21 protein-coding genes are annotated in these 25,162 nt (G+C 75.0%); 7 read left to right on the top strand and 14 right to left on the bottom strand.

Annotated features, from left to right (window positions below; genetic code table 11):
• Positions 1–37: 37 nt before the first annotated feature.
• Complete coding sequence (locus ABZ934_RS00675) at positions 38–2,209, top strand: xanthine dehydrogenase family protein molybdopterin-binding subunit (RefSeq protein ID WP_361307028.1); 2,172 nt, start codon at positions 38–40, stop codon at positions 2,207–2,209.
• A 113-nt stretch (positions 2,210–2,322) separates the two neighbouring features.
• On the opposite strand, the gene ABZ934_RS00670 is transcribed toward ABZ934_RS00675, so the two are convergent.
• Entirely contained in the window at positions 2,323–2,739 is a 417-nt protein-coding gene (locus ABZ934_RS00670; protein ID WP_361307026.1) for a CBS domain-containing protein, read from the bottom strand.
• Positions 2,740–2,903: 164 nt separating this feature from the next.
• Between ABZ934_RS00670 and ABZ934_RS00665 the strand changes: the two genes are divergently transcribed.
• The 3 genes from ABZ934_RS00665 to ABZ934_RS00655 all read left to right on the top strand — a co-directional run bounded on the left by ABZ934_RS00665 (position 2,904) and on the right by ABZ934_RS00655 (position 6,657).
• The gene (locus ABZ934_RS00665) at positions 2,904–3,740 is read left to right on the top strand and encodes an SDR family oxidoreductase (protein ID WP_361307024.1); all 837 of its coding nucleotides are present in this window, start codon (positions 2,904–2,906) and stop codon (positions 3,738–3,740) included.
• 50 nt (positions 3,741–3,790) lie between these two features.
• A complete protein-coding gene (locus ABZ934_RS00660; RefSeq protein ID WP_361307022.1) occupies positions 3,791–4,024 on the top strand; it encodes a DUF6480 family protein in 234 nt (77 codons plus the stop codon).
• A 113-nt stretch (positions 4,025–4,137) separates the two neighbouring features.
• Complete coding sequence (locus ABZ934_RS00655) at positions 4,138–6,657, top strand: SpoIIE family protein phosphatase (protein WP_361307020.1); 2,520 nt, start codon at positions 4,138–4,140, stop codon at positions 6,655–6,657.
• 35 nt (positions 6,658–6,692) lie between these two features.
• Here the strand turns inward: ABZ934_RS00655 and ABZ934_RS00650 are convergent, their stop codons facing one another.
• Both ABZ934_RS00650 and ABZ934_RS00645 read right to left on the bottom strand, forming a co-directional pair.
• Complete coding sequence (locus tag ABZ934_RS00650) at positions 6,693–9,011, bottom strand: catalase (protein ID WP_361307018.1); 2,319 nt, start codon at positions 9,009–9,011, stop codon at positions 6,693–6,695.
• An 85-nt stretch (positions 9,012–9,096) separates the two neighbouring features.
• Positions 9,097–9,426: a hypothetical protein gene (locus tag ABZ934_RS00645; RefSeq protein WP_361307016.1), complete on the bottom strand. Its 330-nt coding sequence runs from the start codon at positions 9,424–9,426 to the stop codon at positions 9,097–9,099.
• 263 nt (positions 9,427–9,689) lie between these two features.
• Between ABZ934_RS00645 and ABZ934_RS00640 the strand changes: the two genes are divergently transcribed.
• Both ABZ934_RS00640 and ABZ934_RS00635 read left to right on the top strand, forming a co-directional pair.
• The gene (locus tag ABZ934_RS00640) at positions 9,690–10,076 is read left to right on the top strand and encodes a hypothetical protein (RefSeq protein WP_361307014.1); all 387 of its coding nucleotides are present in this window, start codon (positions 9,690–9,692) and stop codon (positions 10,074–10,076) included.
• A gap of 133 nt (positions 10,077–10,209) precedes the next feature.
• Positions 10,210–10,884 (top strand): DUF6766 family protein, encoded by a 675-nt coding sequence (locus ABZ934_RS00635; RefSeq protein ID WP_361307012.1) that lies wholly within the window; start codon positions 10,210–10,212, stop codon positions 10,882–10,884.
• Positions 10,885–10,921: 37 nt separating this feature from the next.
• Here the strand turns inward: ABZ934_RS00635 and ABZ934_RS00630 are convergent, their stop codons facing one another.
• The gene (locus ABZ934_RS00630) at positions 10,922–11,668 is read right to left on the bottom strand and encodes an SDR family oxidoreductase (RefSeq protein WP_361307010.1); all 747 of its coding nucleotides are present in this window, start codon (positions 11,666–11,668) and stop codon (positions 10,922–10,924) included.
• A 470-nt stretch (positions 11,669–12,138) separates the two neighbouring features.
• On the opposite strand from ABZ934_RS00630, the gene ABZ934_RS00625 reads away from it, so the two are divergent.
• Positions 12,139–13,566 (top strand): MFS transporter, encoded by a 1,428-nt coding sequence (locus ABZ934_RS00625; RefSeq protein WP_361307008.1) that lies wholly within the window; start codon positions 12,139–12,141, stop codon positions 13,564–13,566.
• Between the two features lie 33 nt (positions 13,567–13,599).
• Here the strand turns inward: ABZ934_RS00625 and ABZ934_RS00620 are convergent, their stop codons facing one another.
• The 10 genes from ABZ934_RS00620 to ABZ934_RS00575 all read right to left on the bottom strand — a co-directional run bounded on the left by ABZ934_RS00620 (position 13,600) and on the right by ABZ934_RS00575 (position 24,524).
• Positions 13,600–14,616 carry a glycosyltransferase family 9 protein gene (locus ABZ934_RS00620; RefSeq protein WP_361307006.1) on the bottom strand — a complete coding sequence of 339 codons (1,017 nt, stop codon included), beginning with the start codon at positions 14,614–14,616 and terminating at the stop codon, positions 13,600–13,602.
• 28 nt (positions 14,617–14,644) lie between these two features.
• On the bottom strand, positions 14,645–16,057 hold the full coding sequence (gene rfaE2, locus ABZ934_RS00615; RefSeq protein ID WP_361307004.1) for a D-glycero-beta-D-manno-heptose 1-phosphate adenylyltransferase: 1,413 nt from the start codon (positions 16,055–16,057) through the stop codon (positions 14,645–14,647).
• Complete coding sequence (locus ABZ934_RS00610; protein WP_361307002.1) at positions 16,054–16,737, bottom strand: SIS domain-containing protein; 684 nt, start codon at positions 16,735–16,737, stop codon at positions 16,054–16,056. The genes rfaE2 and ABZ934_RS00610 overlap by 4 nt, the downstream gene beginning before the upstream one ends.
• 94 nt (positions 16,738–16,831) lie before the next feature.
• Positions 16,832–18,076 (bottom strand): glycosyltransferase, encoded by a 1,245-nt coding sequence (locus ABZ934_RS00605; RefSeq protein ID WP_361307000.1) that lies wholly within the window; start codon positions 18,074–18,076, stop codon positions 16,832–16,834.
• Complete coding sequence (locus ABZ934_RS00600; RefSeq protein ID WP_361306998.1) at positions 18,073–19,038, bottom strand: glycosyltransferase; 966 nt, start codon at positions 19,036–19,038, stop codon at positions 18,073–18,075. The genes ABZ934_RS00605 and ABZ934_RS00600 overlap by 4 nt, the downstream gene beginning before the upstream one ends.
• A complete protein-coding gene (locus tag ABZ934_RS00595) occupies positions 19,035–20,114 on the bottom strand; it encodes a glycosyltransferase family 9 protein (RefSeq protein WP_361306996.1) in 1,080 nt (359 codons plus the stop codon). Before ABZ934_RS00595 ends, ABZ934_RS00600 begins: the two co-directional genes overlap by 4 nt.
• Positions 20,111–20,716: an HAD-IIIA family hydrolase gene (locus ABZ934_RS00590; protein WP_361308636.1), complete on the bottom strand. Its 606-nt coding sequence runs from the start codon at positions 20,714–20,716 to the stop codon at positions 20,111–20,113. Before ABZ934_RS00590 ends, ABZ934_RS00595 begins: the two co-directional genes overlap by 4 nt.
• Before the next feature lie 26 nt (positions 20,717–20,742).
• On the bottom strand, positions 20,743–21,819 hold the full coding sequence (locus tag ABZ934_RS00585; RefSeq protein WP_361306994.1) for a glycosyltransferase: 1,077 nt from the start codon (positions 21,817–21,819) through the stop codon (positions 20,743–20,745).
• On the bottom strand, positions 21,816–23,492 hold the full coding sequence (locus tag ABZ934_RS00580) for a carbamoyltransferase C-terminal domain-containing protein (protein ID WP_361306992.1): 1,677 nt from the start codon (positions 23,490–23,492) through the stop codon (positions 21,816–21,818). Before ABZ934_RS00580 ends, ABZ934_RS00585 begins: the two co-directional genes overlap by 4 nt.
• A 69-nt stretch (positions 23,493–23,561) precedes the next feature.
• The gene (locus tag ABZ934_RS00575) at positions 23,562–24,524 is read right to left on the bottom strand and encodes a UDP-glucuronic acid decarboxylase family protein (protein ID WP_361306990.1); all 963 of its coding nucleotides are present in this window, start codon (positions 24,522–24,524) and stop codon (positions 23,562–23,564) included.
• Positions 24,525–25,162: the final 638 nt, after the last annotated feature.

Raw genomic sequence — 25,162 nt, 5'->3', positions numbered from 1 at the left:
CGCCCTTCCCGCGCCACCGACCAGGAACAGGACCACGATGAGCCCGACCTCCGCCACCCTCGACACCACCGCCTCCAACCGAACCGCCCTCGGCGCCCCCGTCCCGCGGCGCGAAGGCCGGGAGAAGGTCACCGGCGCCGCCCGCTACGCCGCCGAACACCACCTGCCCCGGCGCGCCTACGCCTGGCCAGTGCCCGCGACGGTCGCCCGCGGCCGGATCACCGCCGTCGACACCGCCGCCGCGCTGGCCATGCCCGGCGTACTGGGCGTCCTCACCCCGTACGACGCCCCGCGCCTGGGCCCCTCCGACGACCCCACCCTCCAACTGCTCCAGGACCTGCGCGTACCGCACCGCGGCTGGTACGTGGCGCTGGCCGTCGCCGACACCCTGGAGCAGGCCCGGGCCGCCGCCGACGCGGTGCGCGTCAGCTACGAGACCGAGCCGCACGACGTCACCGTGCGCGAAGGACACCCGGGCCTCCACACCCCCGAGGCAGTCAACGGCGGCTACCCCGCGCACCGCGAACAGGGCGACCCCGACGCGGCGTTCGCCGCCGCGTCCGTACGCGTCGACACCGTCTACTCGGTGCCGCCGCTGCACAACCACGCGATGGAACCGCACGCCGCCACCGCCGACTGGGACGCCGGGCGCGGCCACCTCACCGTGTACGACTCCTGCCAAGGCACCACGGTGGTGCGCGCCGTCCTGGCCGGGCTGTTCAAGCTGCCCGAGGACCGGATCACCGTCCTGGCCGAGCACGTGGGCGGCGGGTTCGGCTCCAAGGGCACACCCCGCCCGCACGTCGTCCTCGCCGTCATGTCCACCCGGCACTGCGGACGCCCCGTCACCCTGGCCCTGCCCCGACAGCACATGGCCGCCACCGTCGGACACCGCGCGCCCACCTTGCACCACATCCGGCTCGGCGCCCGACCCGACGGCACCCTCACCGCCATCACCCACGAGGTCACCACGCACACCTCACAGGTGCGCGAGTTCGTCGAGCAGGCGGCCGTGCCCACCCGGGTGATGTACGCCGCCGCGGACAGCCGCACCACGCACCGCGTCACCGCGCTCGACGTGCCCACGCCCTCCTGGATGCGGGCCCCCGGCGAGACCCCCGGCATGTACGCCCTGGAGTCGGCCATGGACGAGCTGGCCGACGCCCTCGGCATGGACCCCGTCGAGCTGCGCGTACGCAACGACCCGGCCACCGAGCCCGACAGCGGACACCCGTTCAGCAGCAGGCACCTGGTGGAGTGCCTGCGCGAGGGCGCGCGCCGCTTCGGCTGGGCCGGCCGCCGACCGCCCCTTCGGGAGGGGCCGCTCCTCGTCGGAAGCGGAGTCGCCGCCGCCACCTACCCCGTGTACATCGCCCCCGCGGGCGCCCGCGCCCACGCCCGCCCCGACGGGAGCTACCTCGTCGAGGTCAACGCCACCGACATCGGGACCGGCGCCCGTACGGTCCTCTCCCAGATCGCCGCCGACGCCCTGCACGTCCCGCTGGACGCCGTCGCGCTGTCCCTCGGGAACAGCGCACTGCCTCCGGCACCCGTCGCCGGCGGGTCCACCGGCACGGCGTCCTGGGGGTGGGCCGTGCACGACGCGTGCACCGCCCTGACCGACCGGCTGGCCCGGTACGAAGGGCCGCTGCCCGCCGCGGGGCTCTCCGCGTCCGCCGACACCACGCAGTCGGCGAAGCAGAAGTCCCCGTATGCCCGCCACGCGTTCGGGGCGCACTTCGCCGAGGTCCAGGCGGACACCGTCACCGGCGAGGTGCGCGTGCGCCGGATGCTCGGCGTCTTCGCCGCCGGCCGCATCCTCAACCCGCGCACGGCCCGCTCCCAGCTCATCGGGGGGATGGTGATGGGGTTGGGCATGGCGCTGACCGAACACAGCGCCCTCGACCCGGCGTTCGGCGACTTCGCGGAGCGGGACCTGGCCGCTTACCACGTGCCGGCGAACGCCGACGTCCCGGCGATCGAGGCCCATTGGATCGACGAGCACGACAAGCACCTCAACCCGATGGGCAGCAAGGGCATCGGGGAGATCGGCATCGTCGGCGCCGCGGCGGCGATCGGCAACGCGGTGAGCCACGCCACCGGCCGGCGCCTGCGGGAGCTTCCCCTGACCCCCGACCGGGTGCTGGCCGCCCTCGGCGACGAGCCGGCCGGGGACGACGAGCGGGCCGGCGCGGGCGGTGCCGGATGACAGCCGGACCAGCCCCGGCCGCGGCAGGACCTGCCCCGGCCGCGGCGGGGCGTGTGGCCCGCCGCGGCCGGGGAGCCGAGCGGCGCGGTGCGGTCCGTGGACCGGACGGACGGTCAGTCGGACGACAGTGCCTGGAGCAGGTCTCCGACGGCCGGGTCCGGCAGGGCCCGGGCCACATCGGCCTGGGCGACCATCCCGACGAGCCGGTGTCCGTCGATCACGGGCAGCCGGCGGACCTTGTGCTCCCGCATCGTGCGCAGGATCTCCTCCGCGTCGTCGTCGGCGCCGATGGTGACGGCCTCGCCCTGGGCGAGCTCCCCGGCCTTGCATTGGGCGGGGTCCTTGCCCTGGCCCAGTACCTTCACCACGATGTCGCGGTCGGTGAGCACACCCTTCAACCTGTCGTCGTTGCCGCAGATCGGCAGGGCGCCCACCCCGAGGTCGGTCATCTTGCGTGCGGCCTCGAGGACGCTCTCGTCCTCTCCGATGCAGTCGGCGCCTTCGGTCATGATCTCGCGTGCGGTGGTCATGGACGTGTCCTCTCCGCTGGAGTGCCTTTGTCTCGTTCCGGCGCCTTCCCGCGTCCGGCACGTGATAACGCCCGATTTCGAGATCGTTCGGGCACATTCGCGAGCCGCCCCCGGGTAGGCGGCGGTCGCGGGACCTCGGCCATCCGACGAGAAAGGGTGTTCCCATGACCAGCCCCCACGCGATGACCACTCCCCGCGCAGCCGGTGCGCGCCGGCCCACCGCGGCCGTGGTCACCGGAGCGGATTCCGGGATCGGCCGGGCGACCGCCGTCCGCCTCGCCGCCGCCGGTCTGGACGTCGGCATCACCTGGCACACCGACGAGGAGGGCGCTCAGGCCACGGCGGCCGAGGTGCGGGGCCACGGCCGAAGGGCGGCCGTCGCCCGGCTCGACCTGGCCGCGCTGCCCGAGGCGGCCGACGTGATCGACGCGCTCGCAGAGGAACTCGGGCGCGTCGACGTGCTGGTCAACAACGCGGGCACCGGCACCGCCGAACCGTTCCTCGACATCGGAATCGAGCGGCTCCGCCACGTCCTGGACGTGGACCTCGTCGGACCGTTCCTGTGCTCCCAGCGTGCGGCGCGCCGCATGATCGACCAGGGTGACGGAGGTCGGATCGTCAACGTGACCTCGGTGCACGAGCACCAGCCGCGCGTCGGCGCCGGGCCCTACTGCGCCGCCAAGGGCGGGCTCGGGCTGCTCACCCAGGTGATGGCGCTGGAGCTCGCCGAGCACGGGATCACCGTCAACTCCGTCGCGCCGGGTGAGATCGCCACGCCGATGACCGGCCAGGAGGACGAGGACGTGCGCGACGTACACCGGCCGGGCGTACCGCTGGGACGACCGGGGGACGCCCGGGAGGTCGCCGCTGTCATCGCCTTTCTCGCGGGCGAGGACGCCTCCTACGTCACCGGCGCCTCGTGGGCCGTGGACGGCGGCATGCTCCGCATGGGGCCCATGGCCGGCTCCCACTTGGAGAGCGACCGCTGGCGCACTCCCTGACGGCGGCCCGGTGCGGGGTTTCACACGCGCCCTATGGGCAGACGCCGGGCATGCACGCACACAACCCCGACCCCGACCCCGACAACACCTCCGGACTCGAACCGGGCGGCGGAGTCCCGCCCGGCGAGACCCCTCCCGGTGAGGCGAGCACCAGCTCCGGCGCCGGGCCCTACCGCCCGCTGAAGCGCGGCTGGGGCAACGGTCCGCTGGTGGCCATCTGCGTCGTCGCCATCCTCTGCGCGGCCTTCTTCCTCGCGTACGCGGTGATCGTCGCCACCCGGTGAGCGGCGCGTTCCCAGGCCTCGCCACGGATCTCCTTGGCGATTCCTACGAGGCTCCGCCCCTTGATCACCGGGGCGGTTCCTCTCCGGGACCGTTGCCGTGCCATGCTCAAAGAGTGCAGGCCGAATCCGCGGTTCCCGATAATGGGGCGGGACCCGAGACGAACGCGTCGGCCGTCGGTGACGACGGCGCGGCGCCGGAGGTGCTGGCGCTGGCCAAGGTGGTCGCCAGACTCCGCACGGAGGTGGCGAGCCTGGAGGCACTGGCCTCGACCGCGGCCGTACTGGAGCGGGCCAAGGGCATCATGATGGCCCGCACGGGCCACTCGGCCGAAGAGGCGTACGAGGCGCTGGTCGCCGCGGCCGAGGAGCAGGGCCGCACGCTCATGGAGCAGTGCTGGATCATCCTGGGCCAGGGCCGCTCCCGGACCACCCCCGAGCCGGCCGCCACCCGCGTCCTCCTGCCCTCCGGGGCCGCCGAGCCGGACGGATCGGTGTTCAGCTCCGGCCGCTACCTCTCCCGGGGCGGCCGTGCCCGCGCCGTCCCCGTCGTCGTCGCAGGACGCCCCGTCCCGCGCCGGCTGCTGGCCGGGCTGGCCGGCCGGCTGGCGGACGCGCGGACCGCCGACGACGTCGCCGACTTCCTGCGCGAGGCCCTGGCCGACGACCTGGGCGTCGAGGGGCTCATGATCTACTCGCTGGCCGACGCCGGCCGGTTGGAGCTGGCCGGCCACGCGGGCGTCGACAGTGCCGTCGTCGGCCAGTGGCGCGACATCCCGCCGCTCGCGAACATCGCCGCGCTGGACGCGCTCGCCGATGAGGAGCCCGTCTGGCTGGAGGACGCCGCGGCGGACGCCCAGCGCTACCAGCTCATCGGCGGCCCCGCCGAGCGATGGCCCTCGCGCGCCTGGATCCCCGTACCGGACGCCGGCGGCCCGTGCGACCTCGTCGTCGGCTTCTTCCGGGGGCGGCCCGGACCCTTCGACGAGGACGCGCGCACCGTACTGCGCGAGGCCGCGGCGTTGTGCGCGGGACCCCTGCGCGCCGTCCGCAGCCCCCTCCCCGTACCGGTGGACCAGGAGGTGGCCGCCGTCCAGGCCGTTTTGGAGGCGCTGCCCGGCACGGCCATCCTGCTTTCGCCGCTGCGCGCGCCGACCGGCGAGGTCGAGGACTACCGGATCGAGGCGGCCGCCCCCGAGTCCGTGGACGTCGCGGGCCGCCGGGGCAAGGAACTCATCGGCCGACGTGTCCTGGAGACCTACCCCACGGTGGCCGGTACCGCGCTGTGGCAGGGCTACCTCGACGCCCTCACCACCGGCACGACGTACGTCGGTGAGCCGTTCTCCTACCAGGAAGTGGTGTCGGGCGTCCCGGAACAGTCCACCTACTCCGTCCGGGCGACCCGGTTGGGCGGACGGCTCGTGGTCACCTGGATCCGCCACGACGTCACCCGACGTGAGGCGCTGCGGCTCGCCGCCATGCAGCGCCTGGGCAACCTCGGTTGGGCCGACTGGAACCTGACCACGAACACCATCAACTGGTCCGAGCACGTCTACGCCATCTTCCGCCGGGACCCGGAGCTGGGTCCCATGACGCTGGAGGAACTGCCCGAACACCTGCTGCCCGACGACCTGCCCGCGCTCGCCGCCGACGTCGAACGGCTGCTGCGCGACGGCGCGTCGATCGACCGGCAGTTCCGCGTGGTCGTCCCGGACGGCGTGCGGCACCTGCGGATCGTCGCCGAAGCCGAGACCGACGCGGACGGCACGCCGGTGGAGGTGCACGGCTTCTTCCAGGACCTCACCGCGCAGCGCGACGCCGAACTGGCCCTACGGGAGAGCGAACGGGCCGTACTCGTCCAGCGGGGCATGCTGCAGGCCGAACGCACCCTCGCCGCGCGCCTGCAACACGCTCTGCTGCCCACGCCCGAACGATCCATGGAACTCGCCGGGCTGCGCGTCGACGTGGCCTACATGCCCTCCGACAGCGGGGTGAACGTCGGCGGGGACTGGTACAGCGCCATCGAACTTCCCGACCGCAGTGCCCTGTTCGTCGTCGGTGACGTCGCCGGGCACGGACTGGACGCGGTCGGAACCATGGCCCAGCTCAGGTTCACGGCCAAGGGCATGATCGTCACCGGCTCGGCGCTCGCCGACGCCCTGACCCGGCTCAACACGCTCCTGATCCACACCCCTCCGGACGGACTCGGCACCTCGGCCACCGCGACCATGATCATGGCACGCTACTGGCCCGAGGAGCACCGGCTGGCCTGGGTGCGGGCCGGGCACCTGCCGCCGCTGCTGGTGCGCGGCGGACGCGCCGAGTACCTGCCGCTGCCCGAAGGCGGTCTCCTCGGCGCGGGGTTCGTCGGCACCTACGAGGAGGCCACGCTCCTCCTGGAGCCGGGCGACCACCTGCTGCTCTACACGGACGGGCTCATCGAGGTACCGGGGGAGAGCATCGACCGCGGGCTCCAACGGCTCGCGCGGGCCGCGGTCGAGACCGTGGGTGGCGAGCGGCCCGAACCACTGTCCCGGCTCCTGGCGACGCTGCGCCCGGGCCGGCGCGACGACGTCTGCGTGCTGGACATCCACCTGCCTGCCGACAGCCGCCCGCCCGCCGACCGCGCCCCGTAAAGGGGCGGCCGGCGGGCGGTGGGGGCGGCTCGTCCTCACGCGGAGGCGGGGAACCGATCCCAGACGCGGTGCGTGCCCATGAGCGCGATGACCTCGGAAAGGGCCGCCGAAGCGTTCTTCGCGGTGACCAGACCGGGCGCGTCGGCCGGCAGACCGGCCTCCTGCCAGACCGCTTCGGCACCGTCCCAGCCGCCGATCGCCTTGGCGTGCCGGAACGCCTCCGAGACGAGCAGCACCACTCGGGGGTCGACGCCGGCGGGCGCGGCCGTGGCGGCCTTGCGGCCGGTCTTCCTGGCGCCGGCCTTCGCGTCGCGCGGGCCCTTGGCGTCGGCGCCCGGTGCCGGGGCGCCCGCCACCAGCAGGGCGTCGAACTCGACGGAGCGGGCGCCCGCGAAGGTGCGCTGTACGGGCAGCGCGTTCTTGCCGGTGCCCAGGGCGCCGGCGGTCGGCGCGATGATCAGCGGGACCATGCCGGCGTCGAGCACCGTCTGCCGCAGCGCGCGCAGGCCCTTCACGTCGCTGTCCGGTCCGGAGACGATGCCGACGACCCGCCCGTCCAGCGGCCAGGTCTGACCGAGCTGCGAGAGCGCGGGACTCGGCTCCGGCGTCGCGAGCGGCTCCGTGGCGGCCGGGGCGGGCAGCCCGAGGCCCGCGGCGACCTGCGCGCACAGCTCGGTGTCGATGTTGGCGAGCACCGTCAGCACGCGCTGCCTGATGGTGGGCTCGTAGCACTTGCTCAACTCGAAGGTGTAGGCCGCGATGATGTGTTCGCGCTCGACCGGCGTCATGCTGAGCCAGAACAGCCGGGGTTGGCGGAAGTGCTCCGCGAACGACTCGGGCGCCTCACGGACCTTGCGTGCCGCCGGCGTCTCCACCGGAACCTCGATGTAGGCGCCCGTATCGGCGCCGGCGAGGAACGGGCAGCCGCCGTCGAGGGAGTTGGGCCGGTACGGCGCCGTCCCGGAGTGCACGGCCGTCTGGTGCATGCCGTCGCGCAGCATGTCGTTGACCGGGGCGTGCGGGCGGTTGATCGGGATCTGGGCGAAGTTGGGGCCGCCGAGTCGACTGATCTGCGTGTCGAGGTAGGAGAACAGCCGTCCCGCCAGCAGCGGGTCGTCCGTGACGTCGATCCCGGGCACCAGGTGGCCGGGGTGGAAGGCGACCTGCTCCGTCTCGGCGAAGAAGTTCGAGGGGTTGCGGTTGAGCGTCATGATGCCGATCGGCTGGACCGGCGCGAGTTCCTCCGGCACGATCTTCGTCGGGTCGAGCAGGTCGATTCCCTCGAACCTCTGGTCGGGGGTGTCGGGGAAGGTCTGGACGCCCAGTTCCCACTGCGGGTAGGCGCCCGACTCGATGGCGTCGGCCAGGTCGCGCCGGTGGAAGTCGGGGTCGACGCCGCCCGCGATCTGCGCTTCCTCCCAGACCAGCGAGTGCACGCCGAGTTTGGGCTTCCAGTGGAACTTCACCAGGGTGGTGGCGCCCTTGGCGTTGACCAGCCGGAAGGTGTGGACGCCGAACCCCTCCATCATCCGGTAGGAGCGCGGGATGCCACGGTCCGACATGTTCCACAGGGTGTGGTGGGTGGCCTCGGTGTGCAGGGAGACGAAGTCCCAGAACGTGTCGTGCGCGCTCTGCGCCTGCGGGATCTCCCGGTCGGGATGCGGCTTCCCGGCGTGGATGACGTCCGGGAACTTGACGGCGTCCTGGATGAAGAAGACCGGGATGTTGTTCCCGACCAGATCGAAGGTGCCCTCGTCGGTGTAGAACTTAGTCGCGAAGCCCCGGGTGTCGCGGACGGTGTCGGCCGAGCCGCGTGAGCCGAGCACGGTGGAGAACCGTACGAAGACCTCGGTCTCGGCGCCCTTCGCCAGGAAGGCCGCCTTGGTGATCCGCGCCGCCGTGCCGTACGCCTGGAACACGCCGTGCGCGGCCGCGCCGCGGGCGTGGACCACGCGCTCGGGGATGCGCTCGTGGTCGAAATGGGTGATCTTCTCGCGCAGGTGGTGGTCCTGGAGCAGGACCGGTCCGCGCGGCCCGGCCTTGAGCGAGTGGTCCGTGTCGTAGAGACGCGCGCCCTGTGCGGTCGTCAGGTGGCGGCCGTTCTGGGCCACCGCTTCTTGGGGGACACCGGTCGGCTGTCCGGTGGGGGTGACGGTGTCCGGACCGCTCTGGTCCGGCTTGGGCGGCAGCGGGTCGCGGGGCGTGGTCGGTTCGTCGAACGCCGGCGGTTCGGGCGTCGGCCTGCCGGGTGCGCCGTCCGCCTGCGCGGGGGTGGTGCCGGCCGGTTCGACCGGACGGGTGCGCGGAGCGCTCTTCTTCGCCGTGATCGCCTTCTTCGCCTTCTTCTGAACCATTACGGATTGCCTTCCGGTCCGGTACGTCTTCCGGTGGGTCGGGTGGGTGTGCGTGGGCGTCGGGTGGAGGGCGCCGCCAGGTGGGTCACGCGGTGCTGGGCTGCGGGTCGGTCGCTTCGTACCAGGCCCGACGCTCCCCGGGCTGCCCGGGGACGGTCGCGCCCTCGCCGGCGCGGACGGCCCGTACCACACGGTCGTGCAGGAGTCGGCTCTGGTATCCCGAGGGGCACGGGGTAGGGCTGCCCGCCACGGTGAGCCACCGCGGCTCGCCGGTGCGGCGGACGGTGACCCGGGCGTACCCGTCGGCCCAGCCGGTGTGGATGTCGACCATTCCCGTCAGGACGCCCGCCTCGCGCGTCGCGACACCGCCCCTTCCCGTCGCGACCGCGTTCGTCGTCCACGATGCCCATCCCATGGTGCTGCCCTTCCTGCGCGCGTTCCGGCGCCCGCCCTGAGGGGCGCCACCGATCGGCGGCTACCCCGGGCCGCGAAAGGCATGCGCCGGTACGTTTCCACCGGTATGGGGGCGTGCCGGCAGCGGCGTGTGGGCGGGTATGTGCCGCTATACGGGGTCTGCTTAGGGGCACGGGAAGCGGGTAGTGGCGCAACGTGACAGCTTCGCGCACATCAGACGGGGGGAGAGCGCCCCGGCCCCGCGGGGGGCGCGCCGCCGCCACGGTGGCCGTCGCCCTCCTGCTCACGGGTCTGGCGGTCGGGTGCGGCACGGCCGGCGTGCGCGAGGACGACGCGCGGACCGCGGCCACGGGCTTCGAAAGGGCCCTGGACGCCAAGGACTTCGCGGGCGTGTGCGCCAGGCTCGCACCCCAGACCCGCGACGAGCTGGAGAACTCCGAGGGCAAAGGCTGCGCGGACGCGGTCCCGGGCCTGTCTCTGCCCGCGGCCGGTGACCTGGTGCGCGTGCGGGTGTACGGGCGGCAGGCGCAGGCCAGTGGACCGGGGGACACCCTGTTCCTGTCGCAGTTCGACCACGGCTGGAAGGTCGTCGCCGCGGGCTGCGAGCCCCGGCAGGGGCAGCCGTACCAGTGCACGGTGAAGGGCGGATGAGGACGATGCGCACCCTGTTCGTGCTGTGCCTGGTCGTCGTGGTGGGCGGAGTCGTCTACTTCAGCGCCCTGGGTCTGATGCACCGATGACCTCGCTTGGCAGTGTCGCGCCGAGGGATGGAGGAGCCGTGGGCATGCGCCGCTTCGTCCGGGACAATTCACTCACTCTCGCCTTCGGGGTGGCCTTCCTGCTGGCCCTGGCCGGTCAGGCCGTTGCGGGCTGGGCCGACTTCGACAACCGGCTCGCCACCGAGGGCCTCCAGCAGGTCGGGTTCGTCGCCTATCTGGCGTCCTCGGACTTCGCGGTCGACGTGACGGAGAACTGGCAGTCCGAATACCTTCAGTTCTTCCTCTTCGTCTTCGCCACCGTGTGGCTGGTGCAGCGGGGCTCGCCCGAGTCCAAGCAACTGCACAAAGCGGGCACCGAATCGGACGCTGAGCAGAAGACGGGCCGGCACGCCGACGAGGCGTCGCCGCCGTGGGCCGCCGCGCCGGGATGGCGCGGCGGCGTGTACTCGCGGTCCCTGGGCATCGTCATGGCCCTGCTCTTCCTGCTCTCCTGGCTCGCCCAGTCCATCGCGGGCACCGCCGCCTACGACGAACAGCAGCTGCGCGACCTACAGGACCCCATCGCCTGGCACCAGTACCTCGCCTCGGCGGACTTCTGGTCCCGGACCCTGCAGAACTGGCAGTCGGAGTTGCTGGCCGTGGCGTCCATGGCCATCCTCTCCATCTACCTGCGCCAGCGCGGGTCCCCCGAGTCCAAGCCGGTGGGCGCCCCGCACGACGCCACCGGCGTCGAGGGCTGACCGGGTACCCGGCGTCCGGTAGGCGTCCGGCGGCCGGTCACGGCCACGAGGGTTCCTTGCGCGGCACCACCACCAGTTCGGAGACCACGCTCCCGATCGGCGCCGACAAGGCGTACAACACGGTGTCGGCGACGACGTCGGGGCTCTGGAGCATCGACACGTCCGCGTCGGGGAAGCGCTCCATGATGAACGGGGTCTCCATGCCGCCCGCGATGACACCGGTGACGCCGATCCCCGTACAGTCCCGCTGGGCCTCCTTGAAGAGGGTGTGCGTGAACGCCCGCAGCCCCGACTTGCTCGCCGAGTACGGGCCCGCCTCCGTCCAGGTGCGGTTGGACGCCGTGGAGAGGATGTTGACGATGTGGCCGCCGCCCCGGGCGACCATGCGCCGGTAGACCTCCAGGCACAGGTACATCGGCCCGAGCAGGTTCGTCGTGACGACCCGCGTGACCTCCTGGGCCGTGAGGTGTTCGATCGGCTTGGAGATGTCCACGGCGGCATTGTTCACCAGGATGTCCAGCGCCTGCCCGTCCTCGTCGAGGTCGCGGAAGACCCTCGCCACGGCCGTCGGGTCACACACGTCCAGCTCGACGAACCGGGCCTCGCCGCCCGCCACCATCAGATCGGCGCACAGCTCCTGCGCCAGGTCCTTGCGTACGTCCGCCACCACGACGGAGGCGCCCGCGGACGACAGCCGCCGCGCGATCGAGGCGCCCAGCCCGCGCGCCCCGCCGGTCACCAGCGCCCGCTTGCCGTGAAGATCGACCTGTACCCGACTCTCCATCTCCTGCCCTTCCTCGCAGCCGACCCGGAACCGGTCGCGCTGAGTGAACGGCCGGTCGCCTCTCGTCTCCACTGTGAGCGCGACCCCGCCGCCGGGCACGCCGGACTACGCCGCCTGCGGACGCCGCGCCGGTGACCCGCGCCACAGCGCGCACCCGCCCGCGCGCGGGCAACGGTTCCTGTGATGAAACCCACCAGAAGTCCAGGAGCCTTACGGGGCAAGGGATTCGGCCGCGCACGGTGGCGGGGGGAGCCGGCTCACACCCCGGCGGGGGTTTTCGTCTGCCACGATATTTCGCCGGGACAGCACCGCCGGCGCCGCAGCACCGCCCGGGCCGGTGCGCCGGCCGCGCGGCTCGCGCGCACCCCGCCCGAACCGCCGCCCCCCGGCCACCGCCACCCCGGCCGTTTTCCCACGGCCACTCCACCCCAGCCTGCCGAGCCCCGGGCTGCTCCCCGAAGAAATCGACTGTGCCCTCCTCGACGCCCCTCGTGCCCGGCCCCCGCCCCGCGCCCGCCGCCGCCCCGCTCCCTGCCTCTGCCCCCGGCCCCGCCCCGTCCGCGTCCCGCTCGCCGTGGCGCTCCCTGCGCTCGCGCAGCATGCGCTGGTGGTCCGTCGCCAACTTCGTCTCCAACGCCGGAACGTGGATGCAGCTGACGGTCCAGAACCTGCTGGTGCTCCAGATCACGGGTTCCGCGGCCGCCACCGGACTGTCGATGTCCGTCCAGGCGGCGCCCGGCCTGCTGATGGGGCTGGCCGGCGGCGCCGCCGTCGACCGCTGGCCCCGCAAGCTGACCGCCGCCGTCAGCCAGGCACTGCTGGGAGCCGTCGCCTTCCTGACCGCGTTCCTCGTCGCGTTCGACCAGCTCAACCTGGCCGTCCTCATGGTGCTCGCGGCCACCACCGGGATCATCGCCACCGTCGACGGGCCGGCCTGCGCACTGCTCGGCAACGACCTCGTCCCCACCGAGGACGTGCCCTCCGCGATCGGCGTCGGCTCCCTCGTGCACAACGCCGGACGGCTCGCGGGAGCCGCCCTCGCGGGTGTCGTCGTCGGCTTCCTCGGCACCGGCGCCGCCTACGCCGCCAATGGCGTCTCCTTCCTCTTCGTCGTCGCCGTCATCCCCTTCCTCAAGGCGGCCCGGCCGAACGGGCCCGCCGCCGCGCCGCGATCCGGGTCCCGGCGCGAGGAGCCCGAGGAGCCCAACGAGCGCATGCGGGGCAAGGAGGGCAAGGACGCCGCGGAGGGCATGAGCGCCCGCGAGGGCCTCCTGTTCTTCCTCCGCCGCCCCCGGTTGGTCGCCCTCGCGGCCGTCAGCGGCCTCAGCGCCCTGCTGGGACGCAACTACGGCCTGACCCTCGTCGTACTCGTCACCGGCCCCCTCGCGGGCGACGCGGCGGCCTTCGGCACGGTGTCCACCGTCCTGGCCGTCGGCGGCATCCTCGGCGCGGTGCTCGGCGCGCGGCTGCGCAAGCCCACCGTGCGCCTCGTCGGCGTGCTGGCCGCCGCCGGAGCGCTGCTCCAGGTGCTGGCCGGGCTGTCGCCGTCGCTCACGGTGCTCCTGGTGCTGGTCCTGCCGATGGCGGTGGCCGAGTCGGTGTCGGAGACGGCCGGCACGACCGTCCTGCAGACCGATCCGCCCGCCCACATGCGCGGGCGCGTGCTGGGTGTCTGGAGCACCGTGAAGACCCTCTGGGGCCTCGCCGCGCCGCCCACGCTCGGCCTGCTGATGGAGTGGGCCGGGGTACGGGGCGCCCTGGTCGCGGGCGGACTGGTCGTGTTCGCCGTCCTGACCTCGGGCCTGTTGCTGCGCGGCCGTCGTGCCACCCCGGTCGTCGTCCCGGCGACCCCAGTGGTGCGGACGCCGGTCCGGTCGGGTCTGGAGGCCGCTGCCTGACGCGGGGGACCGGGACGGGGCCCGGCTGGGGCGTCAGCGGGCGGGCGCGGGCGCCGGCAGGCCCCGTACCGCCTCGACGACCTCCTCCACGCTGATCCGCAGCAGGCGGGGATCGGGCAGCGAGCCGTGCGCGTCGCCCGGCCGCAGCGCGTCCTCACCCGGGCCGCGGTGCCACAGGATGCGGTGCCGGTCGCCCGGGGGAGGCCCCCACAGCCGGGGCGCCACGGGCCCGAACAGCACCACGGACGGGGTTCCCAGGGCCGTCGCGAGGTGCGCGAGACCGGTGTCCCCGACCACGACGCAGCGCGCCCGCGACACGAGGGCGCACAGCTCCACGAAGGGCACGTCACCCGTCCCGCCCCACACCGCCCCGGGCGGCAGGCCCGCCTCCGCCGCCACCCGTCCGGCGAGCCGGGCCTCTCCCGCGCCCGCCGTCACCACGACCTCCTCGCCGCAGGCCCGCAGCGTTCGGGCCACGGACGCGAACCGCTCCAGGGGCCAGCGCCGGGCCCCGGCGTCCGCGCCGGGATGGATGACGACGGCGCCCGCGGCAGGTGACGGCTCGTCCGGCGCGGGGATGCGCAGGTCCTCCGGATCGGCCCGGACCCCGTACCAGCCCAGGAGCCGGCACCAGCGCTCCCGCTCGTGTTCGTCCGCCAGCCACTCGGGGCCCTCGATGTCAGGCGTCTCGGGATGCCGGTAGGCGAAGAGCCGCCGTGGCCCCAGGCGCTGGAGCAGCAGATGGCTGGGCGGGCCGTTGCCGTGCAGGTCGACCGCCAGCTCCGGCGGCGGCCCCTCCCACGCCAGCGCGGCCGGCACCGCCCGGCCCGGCGCGGAGGTGGGCAGCAGCCGGTCCACCAGGCCGGTCGCGGCGGCGGCCTGCGCCAGCCGGGCGGGCGCCGCCAGCACGATGTCCCGGCCGGGCAGGGCGCCGCGCAGCGCCCGCAGCGAGGGCACGGCGGTCAGCAGGTCCCCCAGCCCCAGCGCCCGCAGCACCAGGACCGCGGGCCGGGACGGGTTCGCGCGGGCGTCGGGTCGGTGCTGGCTCATGGGGACCTCCCGGGGTGGCGGGCGCACGTCAGGGCGTCGTCGGGACCACGGGCCCGGCCACGGGCCCGGCGGCCCGGGCGGCGCGGTGGGCGAGGGTGGTGGTGGAGCGGCCGTCGAGGTACGGCAGCACCACCGCCTGCCCGCCCCACCGCCGCAGCACTTCAGCCTCCGGGAGCTCCTCGGCCGAGTAGTCGCCGCCCTTGACCCACACGTCGGGCCGCAGCCGGTTCAGCAGGTGCGCCGGGGTGTCCTCACCGAACGGCGCGACGGCGTCGACGCTGCCGAGCGCCTCCAGCACCCGCACCCGGTCCGCCAGCGGGTTCAACGGCCGCCCGGGCCCCTTGAGGCGCCCCAGCGACGCGTCGGAGTTGACGCACACGATCAGACAGTCCCCGATCCGTCGGGCGCTCTCCAAGAGCCCCACGTGCCCGGCGTGCAACAGGTCGAAACAGCCGCCGGTGGCCACCACCGTGCCGCCGCGCGCCCTGACGTCCCGGGCCAGCGCGAAGGGGTCCCGTTCCCAGGGCCGCCGCGGCGCGCCGGCGGCGCCGCTCTGCCACAGCGCGCGGTTGCCCGCGCCGCCGGCCGCGACGAAGGCGGCCGCCTCGGCCACGCCCCGCTCCACCGCCTCCTCCGGCAGCGCGCCGTCGGCCAGCGCCGCCGCCGTCGCGGCGGCGAAGCAGTCGCCCGCCCCGCACGGGTCGCCCTCCGCGCGGTACGGCGCCGGGACCAGCATCGGAGTCTGCGCGCCGGGCCGGGTCAGCAGCACCCCGCGCTCGCCCAGGGTCACGGCCACCGCGGCGGCCCGCCACCGGTCCGCCAGCTCGGCGCCCCGCTCCGCGTACGCCCGCAGGGAGACGCCCTCGACATCGCTCAGCGCCCGGGCCTCCGCCGCGTTCGGCGTCACCAGACGGGCCCCGAAGACCGGGTCGTCGCCCTTGGGGTGCGGATCCCAGACCAGCGGCACCCGCGGGGCCACCGCCTCCAGCCGGTCCCGTACGGCGCGCGCGGTCCGCCGCCCGTAGTCGGCCACCAACACCGTCCCGGCCTGCTCCAGGGCCTCCCGTACCGCGCGGGCCGGCGCACCCGGGGTGCCTCCGCCGCGGTCGATGCGGACCAGGGGCCGGCCGCCCGCCAGGACCCGGGTCTTGACCGGGAGGTCGCCGTCGAGCGGGATCTCCACCACCCGTACCCGCCCGCGCAGCGCCGTCCGTACGGTCTCACTGGCCTCGTCGTCGCCCAGCGCCGTGACCAGGACCACCTCCCGGCCGCCCCGCGCCGCCAACGCGGCGGCCAGTCCCGCACCGCCGGGCCGACGCCGCTCGCCCGTCACGTCGACGACCGGCGCCGGGGCGTCGGGCGACAGACGGGTGGAGACGCCCTCGATGTCCTCGTCCAGCAGGACGTCGCCCACCACCACCAGCGGTTGGTGCCCGGTCACGGCATCCTCCGGAAGACGGGGACCGCCCCGGACCGCTTCGGCGCCGAGGCGCGGTCGCGCCCCCCGCGGCCGCGGCCGACCGGGCGGGCGCCGCCGGGGGTCGCCGCGGCGGAGTCGAACGCCTCGCACAGCAGGTGCACCGCCACCAGGTGGGTCTCCTGGACGGTGGCGGTGGCGGGCGCGTCGACATGCAGCGCCTCGTGGGCGGCCTCGGCCAGCGGGTTCGGCCCCGGGCCGGTCATCGCCCACACCTCCATCCCGGTGGTCCGGCCCGCGATGGCGGCCGAGATCAGATTGGGGCTGCGGCCCGAGGTGGACAGCAGCACGAGCACGTCCCCCGGGCGGCCGTGCGCGGCCACCTGCCGGGCGAAGACCTGGTCGAAGCCGTAGTCGTTGCCGATGGCGGTGACGCTGGACGTCTCGGCGTGCAGCGCGATCGCCGAGTAGGCCGGCCGTTCCTCGCGGTAGCGTCCCACCAGTTCGGCGGTCAGGTGCTGGGCCTGGGCGGCGCTGCCGCCGTTGCCCGCGGCCAGCAGCCGGCCGCCCGCGGGCAGGACGGCCGCGAGCCGCGCTCCCCAGTCACCGAGCCGGCCGAGGCCGTGGCTGCGCAGCCGGTCCAGGGCGTCCTGGAGCGACTGGCAGTGCCGGTGCGCGCCGTCGAGTGCGAAGTGATCGGTCATGGCGGCCGGGCGCCGGCCGGGCCCTGGGGGCGCGGCCGTACCCGTCCCTCCTTCGGTAGTCGGTAGTGCGCGGTCGGGTCCGGAGGATGGGGCGTCAGCGGGCTCCCGCCACCGCCACGCGCGCGCTGAGCACCGAGCGGTACGCCGTCTCGGTGGCGGCGGCGACGCTCGCCCAGCCGTACCGGCTCAGCGCCCGGCGCCGGCCCGCGGCCCCGTACGCCTCCCGCAGGGCGGGATCGGCCAGCAGTTCGGCGACGGCGGCGGTCAGGGCCGGCGCGTCGCCGGGCGGCACGAGCCGGCCGGTGACACGGTCGGCGACGGTGTCCAACTGTCCGCCGACCTCACTGGCGACGACCGGCTTGCCACAGGCCATCGCCTCCAGCGGGACGATGCCGAACGGTTCGTAGTCCGCGGGGCAGAGCACCACGTCGGCGCTGCGCAGCAGGGCGGGCACCTCGGTGCTGGGCACCCCGCCGGTGAAGCGGACCCGGTCGGCGACCCCGGCGGCCCGCGCCAGGTCCCGCAGCCGGCGGACCTCCGGGTCGGCGTCGACCCGCTCCGGCGGGGGCCCGCCGGCGACGACCAGTTCCGCGTCCGGCAGCCCGGTCAGGGCGGTGATCGCCACGGCGGCTCCCTTGCGGGGGACCAGCCGGCCCAAATGGAGCAGCCGGTAGCGGTACGGGCCGCGCTCGGCGACCGGCCCCTCGGGGGAGAACTGCTCGGCGTCCACCCCGCAGGGCACCACGTCGACCTTCTCGGCGGGCACCCCCATCCCGGCCAGCTCCGCCACCTCGTCGCGGCAGGTGGCCACCACCCGGTCGCAGCCGAGTCCCACCTGCACCTCGCAGGGGATCCGGGCCGGCGGGCTGGTGTCGGCGTGCCCCTGGTGGCGCCGCTTGACGGTGCCAAGCGCGTGATAGGTGTGCAGCAGCGGCAGCCGCAGCTCGCGCGCGACCTGGAGCGAGGCCAGCCCCGACATCCAGAAGTGGGAATGCACCAGATCGGGCACCCGCTCCTGCCACTCCAGGGCCAGGTAGCGGGCGAACTCCAGCATGTGCGGCAGTAGTTCGTCCTTGGGCAGCTCCTGCGCGGGCCCGGCCGGCACGTGGTGGACCAGGACGCCCGGACGCAGCGGCTTGGTGACCGGCAGCTCCTTTGAGTCCCAGCGGGTGTATACGGTCACCCGGTGGCCCCGGTCGGCGAGCGCCCCCGCGAGCCGGGCGACGTGGACGTTCTGGCCGCCCGCGTCGACCCCGCCCAGGGCGGCCAGGGGACTCGCGTGCTCGGACACCAGGGCGATGGACAGGCTGCGCGGGGCCGGGCGGGTGGGCGCTGTCATGAGCAGACCTCCGTCATCACGCGCTCCCAGTCGGCCAGGAAGCGCTTGAGTCCGTACCGTTCCAAGACGGCCTGGCGGGCCCGCGCGCCGTCCTCGGCCGCGGCCTGCGGGTCCTCCCGGTAGAGCCGCGCGGCCCGCGCCAGCACCTCGGGACGGGTCGACAGCATCCCCGTGCCGGGCGGTACGGCCTCCACCGCCTCGGTCGTGGCCAGGGCGATGACGGGCATGCCCAGGTGCATGGCCTCCAGGAGTGAGAGCCCGAGCGAGGTCCAGCGCACCGGGTGGATGTACATCCGTCGCGCGGCCATCGCCTCGTGCAGCGCCCGCTGCGGGAGGTCGGCGCTGCGGCACTGGTCGGCCGGTACGCCCAGGTGTTCGGCGAGGCCTTCCGTCCGCATCCCGAACACGTCGAGCGGCACCGCTTCGCCGAGGGCGGCCAGCAGGTCCGTCCCGGTGTACCGGCCCCGGCGGATCGGGTCGTTGACGACCACGGCCGCCCGGGCGAGGTGGCCCGAGTACAGGTGCCCCGGGTCGACGATGCCGTGTTCGATCACCTCGGTCCGGGTGGAGCCGTTGTCCCAGAACAGCCGGTTGAAGTGCGTGACGTGGACGAGGACGAGGTCGTCGCGGTCGGCGAGGGGGTGGCGGGTGCGGGGCACGTCGCCGTCGGGCGCGTTGTGCTCCAGGTAGACGGCGGGTACGTCCCGGCCGGGTCGGCGCCCGCCCAGCCAACGTTGGGCGAGCTCCACCTCGTGCGGCCGTTGCAGGACGACGAGGTCGACGGGCGTCTCGCGCAGTTCCCCGGGCGTCACCTCCTTGACCGAATCCGGCCAGGAGAACGTGCGGGCCCGCCCCAGACCGTCCGGGTCGCGGTCCGGCGTGACGGGCACCAGATACGTGTGCGGCCCCTGGACGAAGGCGGTGGTCCAGGACCCGTGCACGTGCCACAGCAGGATGTTCATACCCTCGCTCCTCGCTCCGTTTCGGATGAGCCGCCCGGCCGGGCCGGTTCCGGCCCCAGTGCCGTCCCGCCGCCCAGCGTCGCCACGGCCGCCAGCACCTCCACATCGCTCACCCCGTCCAGGCAGGGGTGGCCCTCCACCGGGCACCGGCGGGCCCTGGTCCGCGCGCAGCGCGCCTCCTGATCGCCGAGCAGGACGTGCGGCACCCCGTAAGGACGCCAGCGCTCGGCGGGGACCACCGGCGCGAACAGGCAGGCGACGGGGGTGCCCGTCGCCGCGGCGAGGTGTGCGGGGCCGGTGTTGCCGGTGAGTACGACCCGGGCGCCCGCGAGGACGCCCGCCAACTCGGCCAGATCGGCGGTCACCCCGCCGAGGTCGAGGGCGTGGTCCCCGGCCACCCGGGCGGTCAGGTCCTTCTCGTCGCGGCCGCCGGTGACCACCAGCCGGTAGCCCGCCGCGCTGAGCGCGCGGGCCGCCTCCGCAGCCCGCGGGGCGGTCCAGGCGCGGGCCGGCGCCGCCGCCCCGGGGTGCACGACCACGTACGGCCGGGTGCCGGTCAGGTGCGCGGTGTCGGGCGGGGTGCGCACGCGCAGCGCCCCGTCGTCGCCGCGGGGCAGCGCGAAACCGCAGTGCCGGGCCAGGTCAAGCGCGGCCAGCGCCTCATGACGGTGCGGCAGGCGCCGGTGCCGCAGGTCGAGCAGGGAGCCGGGGTAGTCCTCGCAGTCCGCGGCGGCCCAGGGGACGCCCGCGAGCTTCAGCAGCAGGGCCGCCGGCAGCGGGCTCTGGTGATAGGACACCAGGATGAGTGCCCGGTCGAAACGCCCCGCCGAGACCGCCTCCAGCAGCCCCGCGCACTCCCGGTAGGAGGCCGGGGCCGGTTCCAGACCGACCCAGGGGGCGTCGTACACGAGCACCTCGTCCACGCCCGGCAGGATCCGGGCGGCCTGCTCGCCGAGCGGCCCGCAGAGCATCGCGGTGTACGAGGAGCCCGCCGCGACCGCCCGCACGGCCGGTCCGGCCAGCAGTACGTCGCCCGCGCTGTCCAGCCGCACGACCAGCGTCCGGGGCCCGCTCACGGGGCGCTCCGGGGAACCGTGGCCGCCACCGCCGGGGTGCGGTCGCCCAACACCAGCCGGACCGCCGCGAGCAGGTCGGGCGCGGTCTCGCCGGCCGCCGCGACCTCCTCGCGCAGGGTCCGCCCGGTCGGTACGAGGACACCCCGGGCGCCGGCCGCGCGCGCCGCCTCCACATCGGCCCCGATGTCGCCGATGACCACCGTCCGCCCCGGGGACACCCCGAGGTGCCGGCAGGCGGCCAGCACCAGACCGGGTGCGGGCTTGCGGCAGCCGCAGGCGTCACGCGGACCGTGCGGGCACACCGCCCATACCGCGAAGGGCCCGAACAGCCCGTCGACCCGCTCGCGCACGGCCAGTACCTGGGAGCGCGTCAACAGGCCGCGGGCGACGCCCGACTGGTTGCTGACGACACCCACCGGGATGCCGAGGGCGCGTACGGCGGCCACCGCCTCGCGCGCCGACGGCATCGGCGTCACCCGGCGCGGGTCGCCGTTGTAGGGCACGTCGGCCACCAGGGTGCCGTCCCGGTCGAACAGCACCGCCCGGGGGAGCGCCGGATGAGCCCCGTGGTCCGCCCCGGCCCGGGGGGACGCCTCGAACAGCCAGGGGCCGGGCGGGAGCGGCCGGGTCACCGCGGCACCCGTTCCCGGACCGGGGTCCGCGGCGCCCGCGTCGGCGCCTTCTCCGGCCGGGGGCGCCAGGGCAGCGCCCGACGGTGCCGCACTTGTCCGCGCAGCCAGTGCCAGGTGGCCACGGGCGGGATCAGCACGCTGGTCACCGCCATGGACAGCACCTCCTGCGGGGTGCGCGGCCCCGGGGCGATCCGTGCCCCCGCGAACTCGGCCGTACCCGCCAGCCATCCGGTCGCGCAGGCGACGGCGGCGCCGCGCCGGCCGAGTACGGCGCAGGACACCGCCCCGGCGGCGGCACCGGTCACCAGCAGGTGGCGGGGCAGCCGGCCACGCGGCGCGCCGGCCCGGCTCCACCAGCCGCCGCCGTGCAGCCGGTTCATCAGGACGTCGTCGGCGTTGCCGGCCTGCTGGCGCACGGAGACCCAGCGGTCGGCCGGGCGCACGGGGTGGTTGGTGCGGCGCAGGCCCTCGTCCAGGCTCCAGCCGGCGTCCAGGACCCGAAGCGCCAGGTCGGCGTCCTCGCGGAAGGCCCGCCGGAACCGTTCGTCGAAGCCGCCGACGGCGTCCAGGACCTCGGGCCGGTAGGCCATGTCGGCGGTGATCCAGCGCGCGGTGGCCAGCCCGGCCGTGCCGCGCTCCCAGTCGGTGGGGCGGCGGTCGCCGGGCAGCGGCACCGCTATCCGGGCGGAGATCCCGCCGGTCCGCTCGGAGGCCGCCGCGAAGTCACGGGCCAGCTCCTCGCCCCACTCGGGTCCGGGCAGCACGTCGTCGTCGAGGAAGACGATCCAGTGGGCGACGCCGCCCGCCTCGCGGCGGCCGGTGTTGCGCGCGGCGGCCGGACCCCGGCCGCCGCCGGACACGGTCACCGTGACGCCGCGCAGGGACGTGGGGATGTCGACGGGCAGGGGCGTCCCCTCGGCCCGGGGGCGGTCGTCCACGAGGACGACCCGGACCGGTTTGGGCCCGGTGGAGGCGGCCAGCGCCGCAAGGCACCGGCTCAGGCTCGGCCGGCCCAGGGTCGGTACCACCACGGCGTACGGCGGGGCCGTGCGGGCAGGGGCGTACGCGGTCATCGGGACCAGCCTTCGTCGTCGGGGCGGTCGTCGGTGTGGAAGAACGTGCCGCGCCGGATCGCGTACGGTCCGATCGCGAGGAGGTCGACGGGCGAGGAACCGAAGCACTCCAGCGCGTCGCGCGGATCGTCGACCATGGGCCGACCGGCCGTGTTCAGGCTCGTGTTGACCACCACGGGCACCCCGGTGAGGCGCTCGAAGTGGCTCAGCATCCGGGCCACCAGCGGCTCGTGGGCCGGGTCGACGGTCTGGATGCGGGCGGTGCCGTCGACGTGCACGACGGCGGGGATCCGATCGCGCCACTCGGGCGCCACGTCGTGCACGAACAGCATGTACGGGCTGGGGACGGGCCCGGTGAAGATCTCGGCGGCGCGGTCGGCGAGCACCATGGGCGCCACCGGCCGGAACTGCTCGCGCCCCTTCACGTCGTTGAGCCGCTCCAGGTTGCCCGCGTGCCCGGGGTGCGCGAGCAGCGAACGGTGGCCCAGGGCCCGTGGCCCGTACTCCGAACGCCCCTGGAACCAGGCGACGATGGCGTTGTCGGCGAGCGCCCGGGCGACCGTCTCGGCGATGTCCGGAGGCCGCTCGAAGGGTACGGCGGCCGTCTTGAGCCAGGCGCCCAGTTCGGCGTCGGACCAGTCGCGCCCCAGGTCGGCGCCGGCCATCGGCTCCGGATCGTCCCCGGCGCCCGCGGCCAGCAGGAGGGCCCCGCCCAGCGCGGTCCCCGCGTCACCGGCCGCGGGTTGCACCCACACCCGGGAGAAGGGACCTTCGCGGGCGATCCGGGAGTTGGCGACGCAGTTCAGCGCTACACCGCCCGCCAGGGTCAGGACGCTGTCGTGGGTCTTGCCGTGCAACCAGCGCGTCAGGTCCAGCAGTGTCTCCTCCAGCACGGCCTGCGCGCTGGCGGCGACATCGGCGTGGTCGCGCGTCCACGGCTCCTCCGGGCCCCGGGGGGCGCACAGTTCGTGCCAGGGGACGCCGCTCGCGTGGAAACCGCCGTCGCCGGTCGGGTACACGTGCCGGCGCAGCTCCGCCAGCATCCGCGGGGTGCCGTGCGAGGCGAGGGCCATGACCTTGAACTCGTCGGATGAGCGCAGGAAACCCAGGTGGGCGGTGAGTTCCTCGTACACCAGGCCCAGCGAGTGGGGGAGGTCCTGGGAGTGCAGGGGCTCCAGCCGGTCGTGGATCCGGCGGGCCGCCAGGTGGGAGGTCCGCTCGCCGCGCCCGTCCAGGACCAGCACCGAAGATGTTCCGGCGTCGGCGGCGGCGAACGCGGCGGAGGCGGCGTGCGCCATGTGGTGCGGCACGAACCGGACGAGGGCGGGGTCCAACCCCGGCAGGGCGCTGCGCAGGAAGCCCGGCGCCTCGCGCGCGTAGGTCAGCCGCAGGTGGTCCCAGGGGTCGTCCAGGCCCATCTCCGCGGCGGGCCGGGCGAGGTCGGGGTCGAAGGAGTACGCCACGGCGTCGAGGTCCTGGGGGCGCAGACCGGCCCGGTGCAGGCACCAGGAAGCGGCCTGTACCGGCAGCTCCCAGGCGGAGAAGGGAACCGGGCGCTTGCCGTGCTTCCGTCGGGAGAAACGTTCCTCCTCGGCGGCGGCCACGATGTGACCGTCGATGACGAGCGCGGCGGCGGGGTCGTGGAAGAGGGCGTTGATTCCGAGAATGCGCATGTCTGTCGGGCCTTCCGGCGGAGGGGAGCGGCGCGGGTACGGACGGGGACGCGCCCCGGTGCTTCGGCGTCAGCCCTCCGGCTGGGCGCGGAACCAGGCGATGGTGCGCCGCAGACCGTCTTCGGCGGCCACCTTCGGCTCCCACTGGAGCTTGTCGCGGGCCAGCGTGATGTCCGGGCAGCGCACGCTCGGGTCGTCCGTGGGCCGTTCGATGAAGCGGATCTCGGAATCGGAGCCGGTGAGTTCGATGATCACCCGGGCCAGTTCCAGCATCGTGATCTCGGTCGGGTTGCCGATGTTGACGGGGCCCCGCATGCCGTGGGCCGCCATCGCGAGGATGCCCGCCACCGTGTCGTCCACGTAGCACAGCGACCGGGTCTGGAGCCCGTCACCGGTGACCGTGAGCGGCTCGCCGGCCAGGGCCTGGCGGATGAAGGTGGGCACGGCCCGGCCGTCGTAGCCGCGCATCCGCGGCCCGTAGGTGTTGAACAGCCGCACGATGGCGGTGTCCGTCCCGTTCGAGCCGGCCTCGGCGGTCGTGAGCGCCTCGCCGAAGCGCTTCGCCTCGTCGTACACGCTGCGCGGCCCGACCGGGTTGACGTTGCCCCAGTAGCGCTCGCTCTGCGGGTGCTCCAGTGGATCACCGTAGACCTCGGAGGTGGAGGCGAGCAGGAAGCGCGCCTCGGACCGGTGGGCCAGTTCCAGGGCGTTGCGGGTGCCGAGGCTGCCCGCCTCCATGGTGTGCAGCGGCAACCGCAGGTAGTCCGCCGGGGAGGCGGGGGAGGCCAGGTGCAGTACGAGGTCCGGCGGACGGGGCACGGTGAACGGCTCCGAGACGTTGGCCCGGCACAGGGTGAAGCCCGGCCTGTCCGCCAGCGCGGCGACGTTCTCGGGCCGGCCGGTACTGAAATCGTCCACGCACGTCACCGCCGTGCCCGCGTCCAGCAGCGCGGCGCACAGGTGCGAACCCACGAAACCGGCACCGCCGGTGACGACGGCGTGCTCCCAGCGTTGTATCGAGACGGCGCTCATCGAAGGTCTCCTCTGGCAGGCGGGTCGCGGGCGGGGCAACTCCCTCGGCGGTCCCGCACCGGGCGGCGGGCGGCCGACGCCCCGGGAATTGGCACCAGCCTCCGCCGGCCGTGAGAAGGGGGCATTCGGAAGCACTGCATTCCGGTGAATCACGCAGCGTGAGCAGCCCCGGACCGGGGGCGCGGCGCCCCGCTGGGGTACCCTCCCGGGCCGGGCACGGCTCCGCCCGGGCCCCACCCCTGGCCGGCCCCCGGGCCCCAGCCCCGGCCGGCCCCCCGGCCCCACCCCCGGCCGGCCCCCGGGCCCCGCCCCTGGCCGGGGCCGGGGCCGGGGCCCCCGAGTCTCAGCCCGCCGCCCGGCCCCCGGGGGCCCCTGGCCCCGGCCCGGCGAGGGCCCGAGCCTCAGTCCCCGGCGGCGGTAGGCGTCCGGGCCGCTGGCAGGGGCCCCGGCTCCAGCTCCCGGCGGGGGGTACCGCCCCAGCCCGGCACGGGTACCCGTGCCGGCCTCAGCCCGCCCGGGGCCGAGCCTCGGCCCCTCACGGGGGGTACGCGCCTGGGCCCGCCGGCAGGGTCCCGCTCGCGCGCCCGGCAAGGGGGGTATCCGCACGGCCCCAGCTCGGCCGGCACCGAGAGCCCGCC

It is taken from the genome of Streptomyces sp. NPDC046557, assembly GCF_040645975.1.
In the GTDB taxonomy this organism is placed as follows: Bacteria; Actinomycetota; Actinomycetes; order Streptomycetales; family Streptomycetaceae; genus Streptomyces.
The sequence above is the reverse complement of the archived record's forward strand: the minus strand, read 5'-3'. Positions and strand labels throughout refer to the sequence as shown.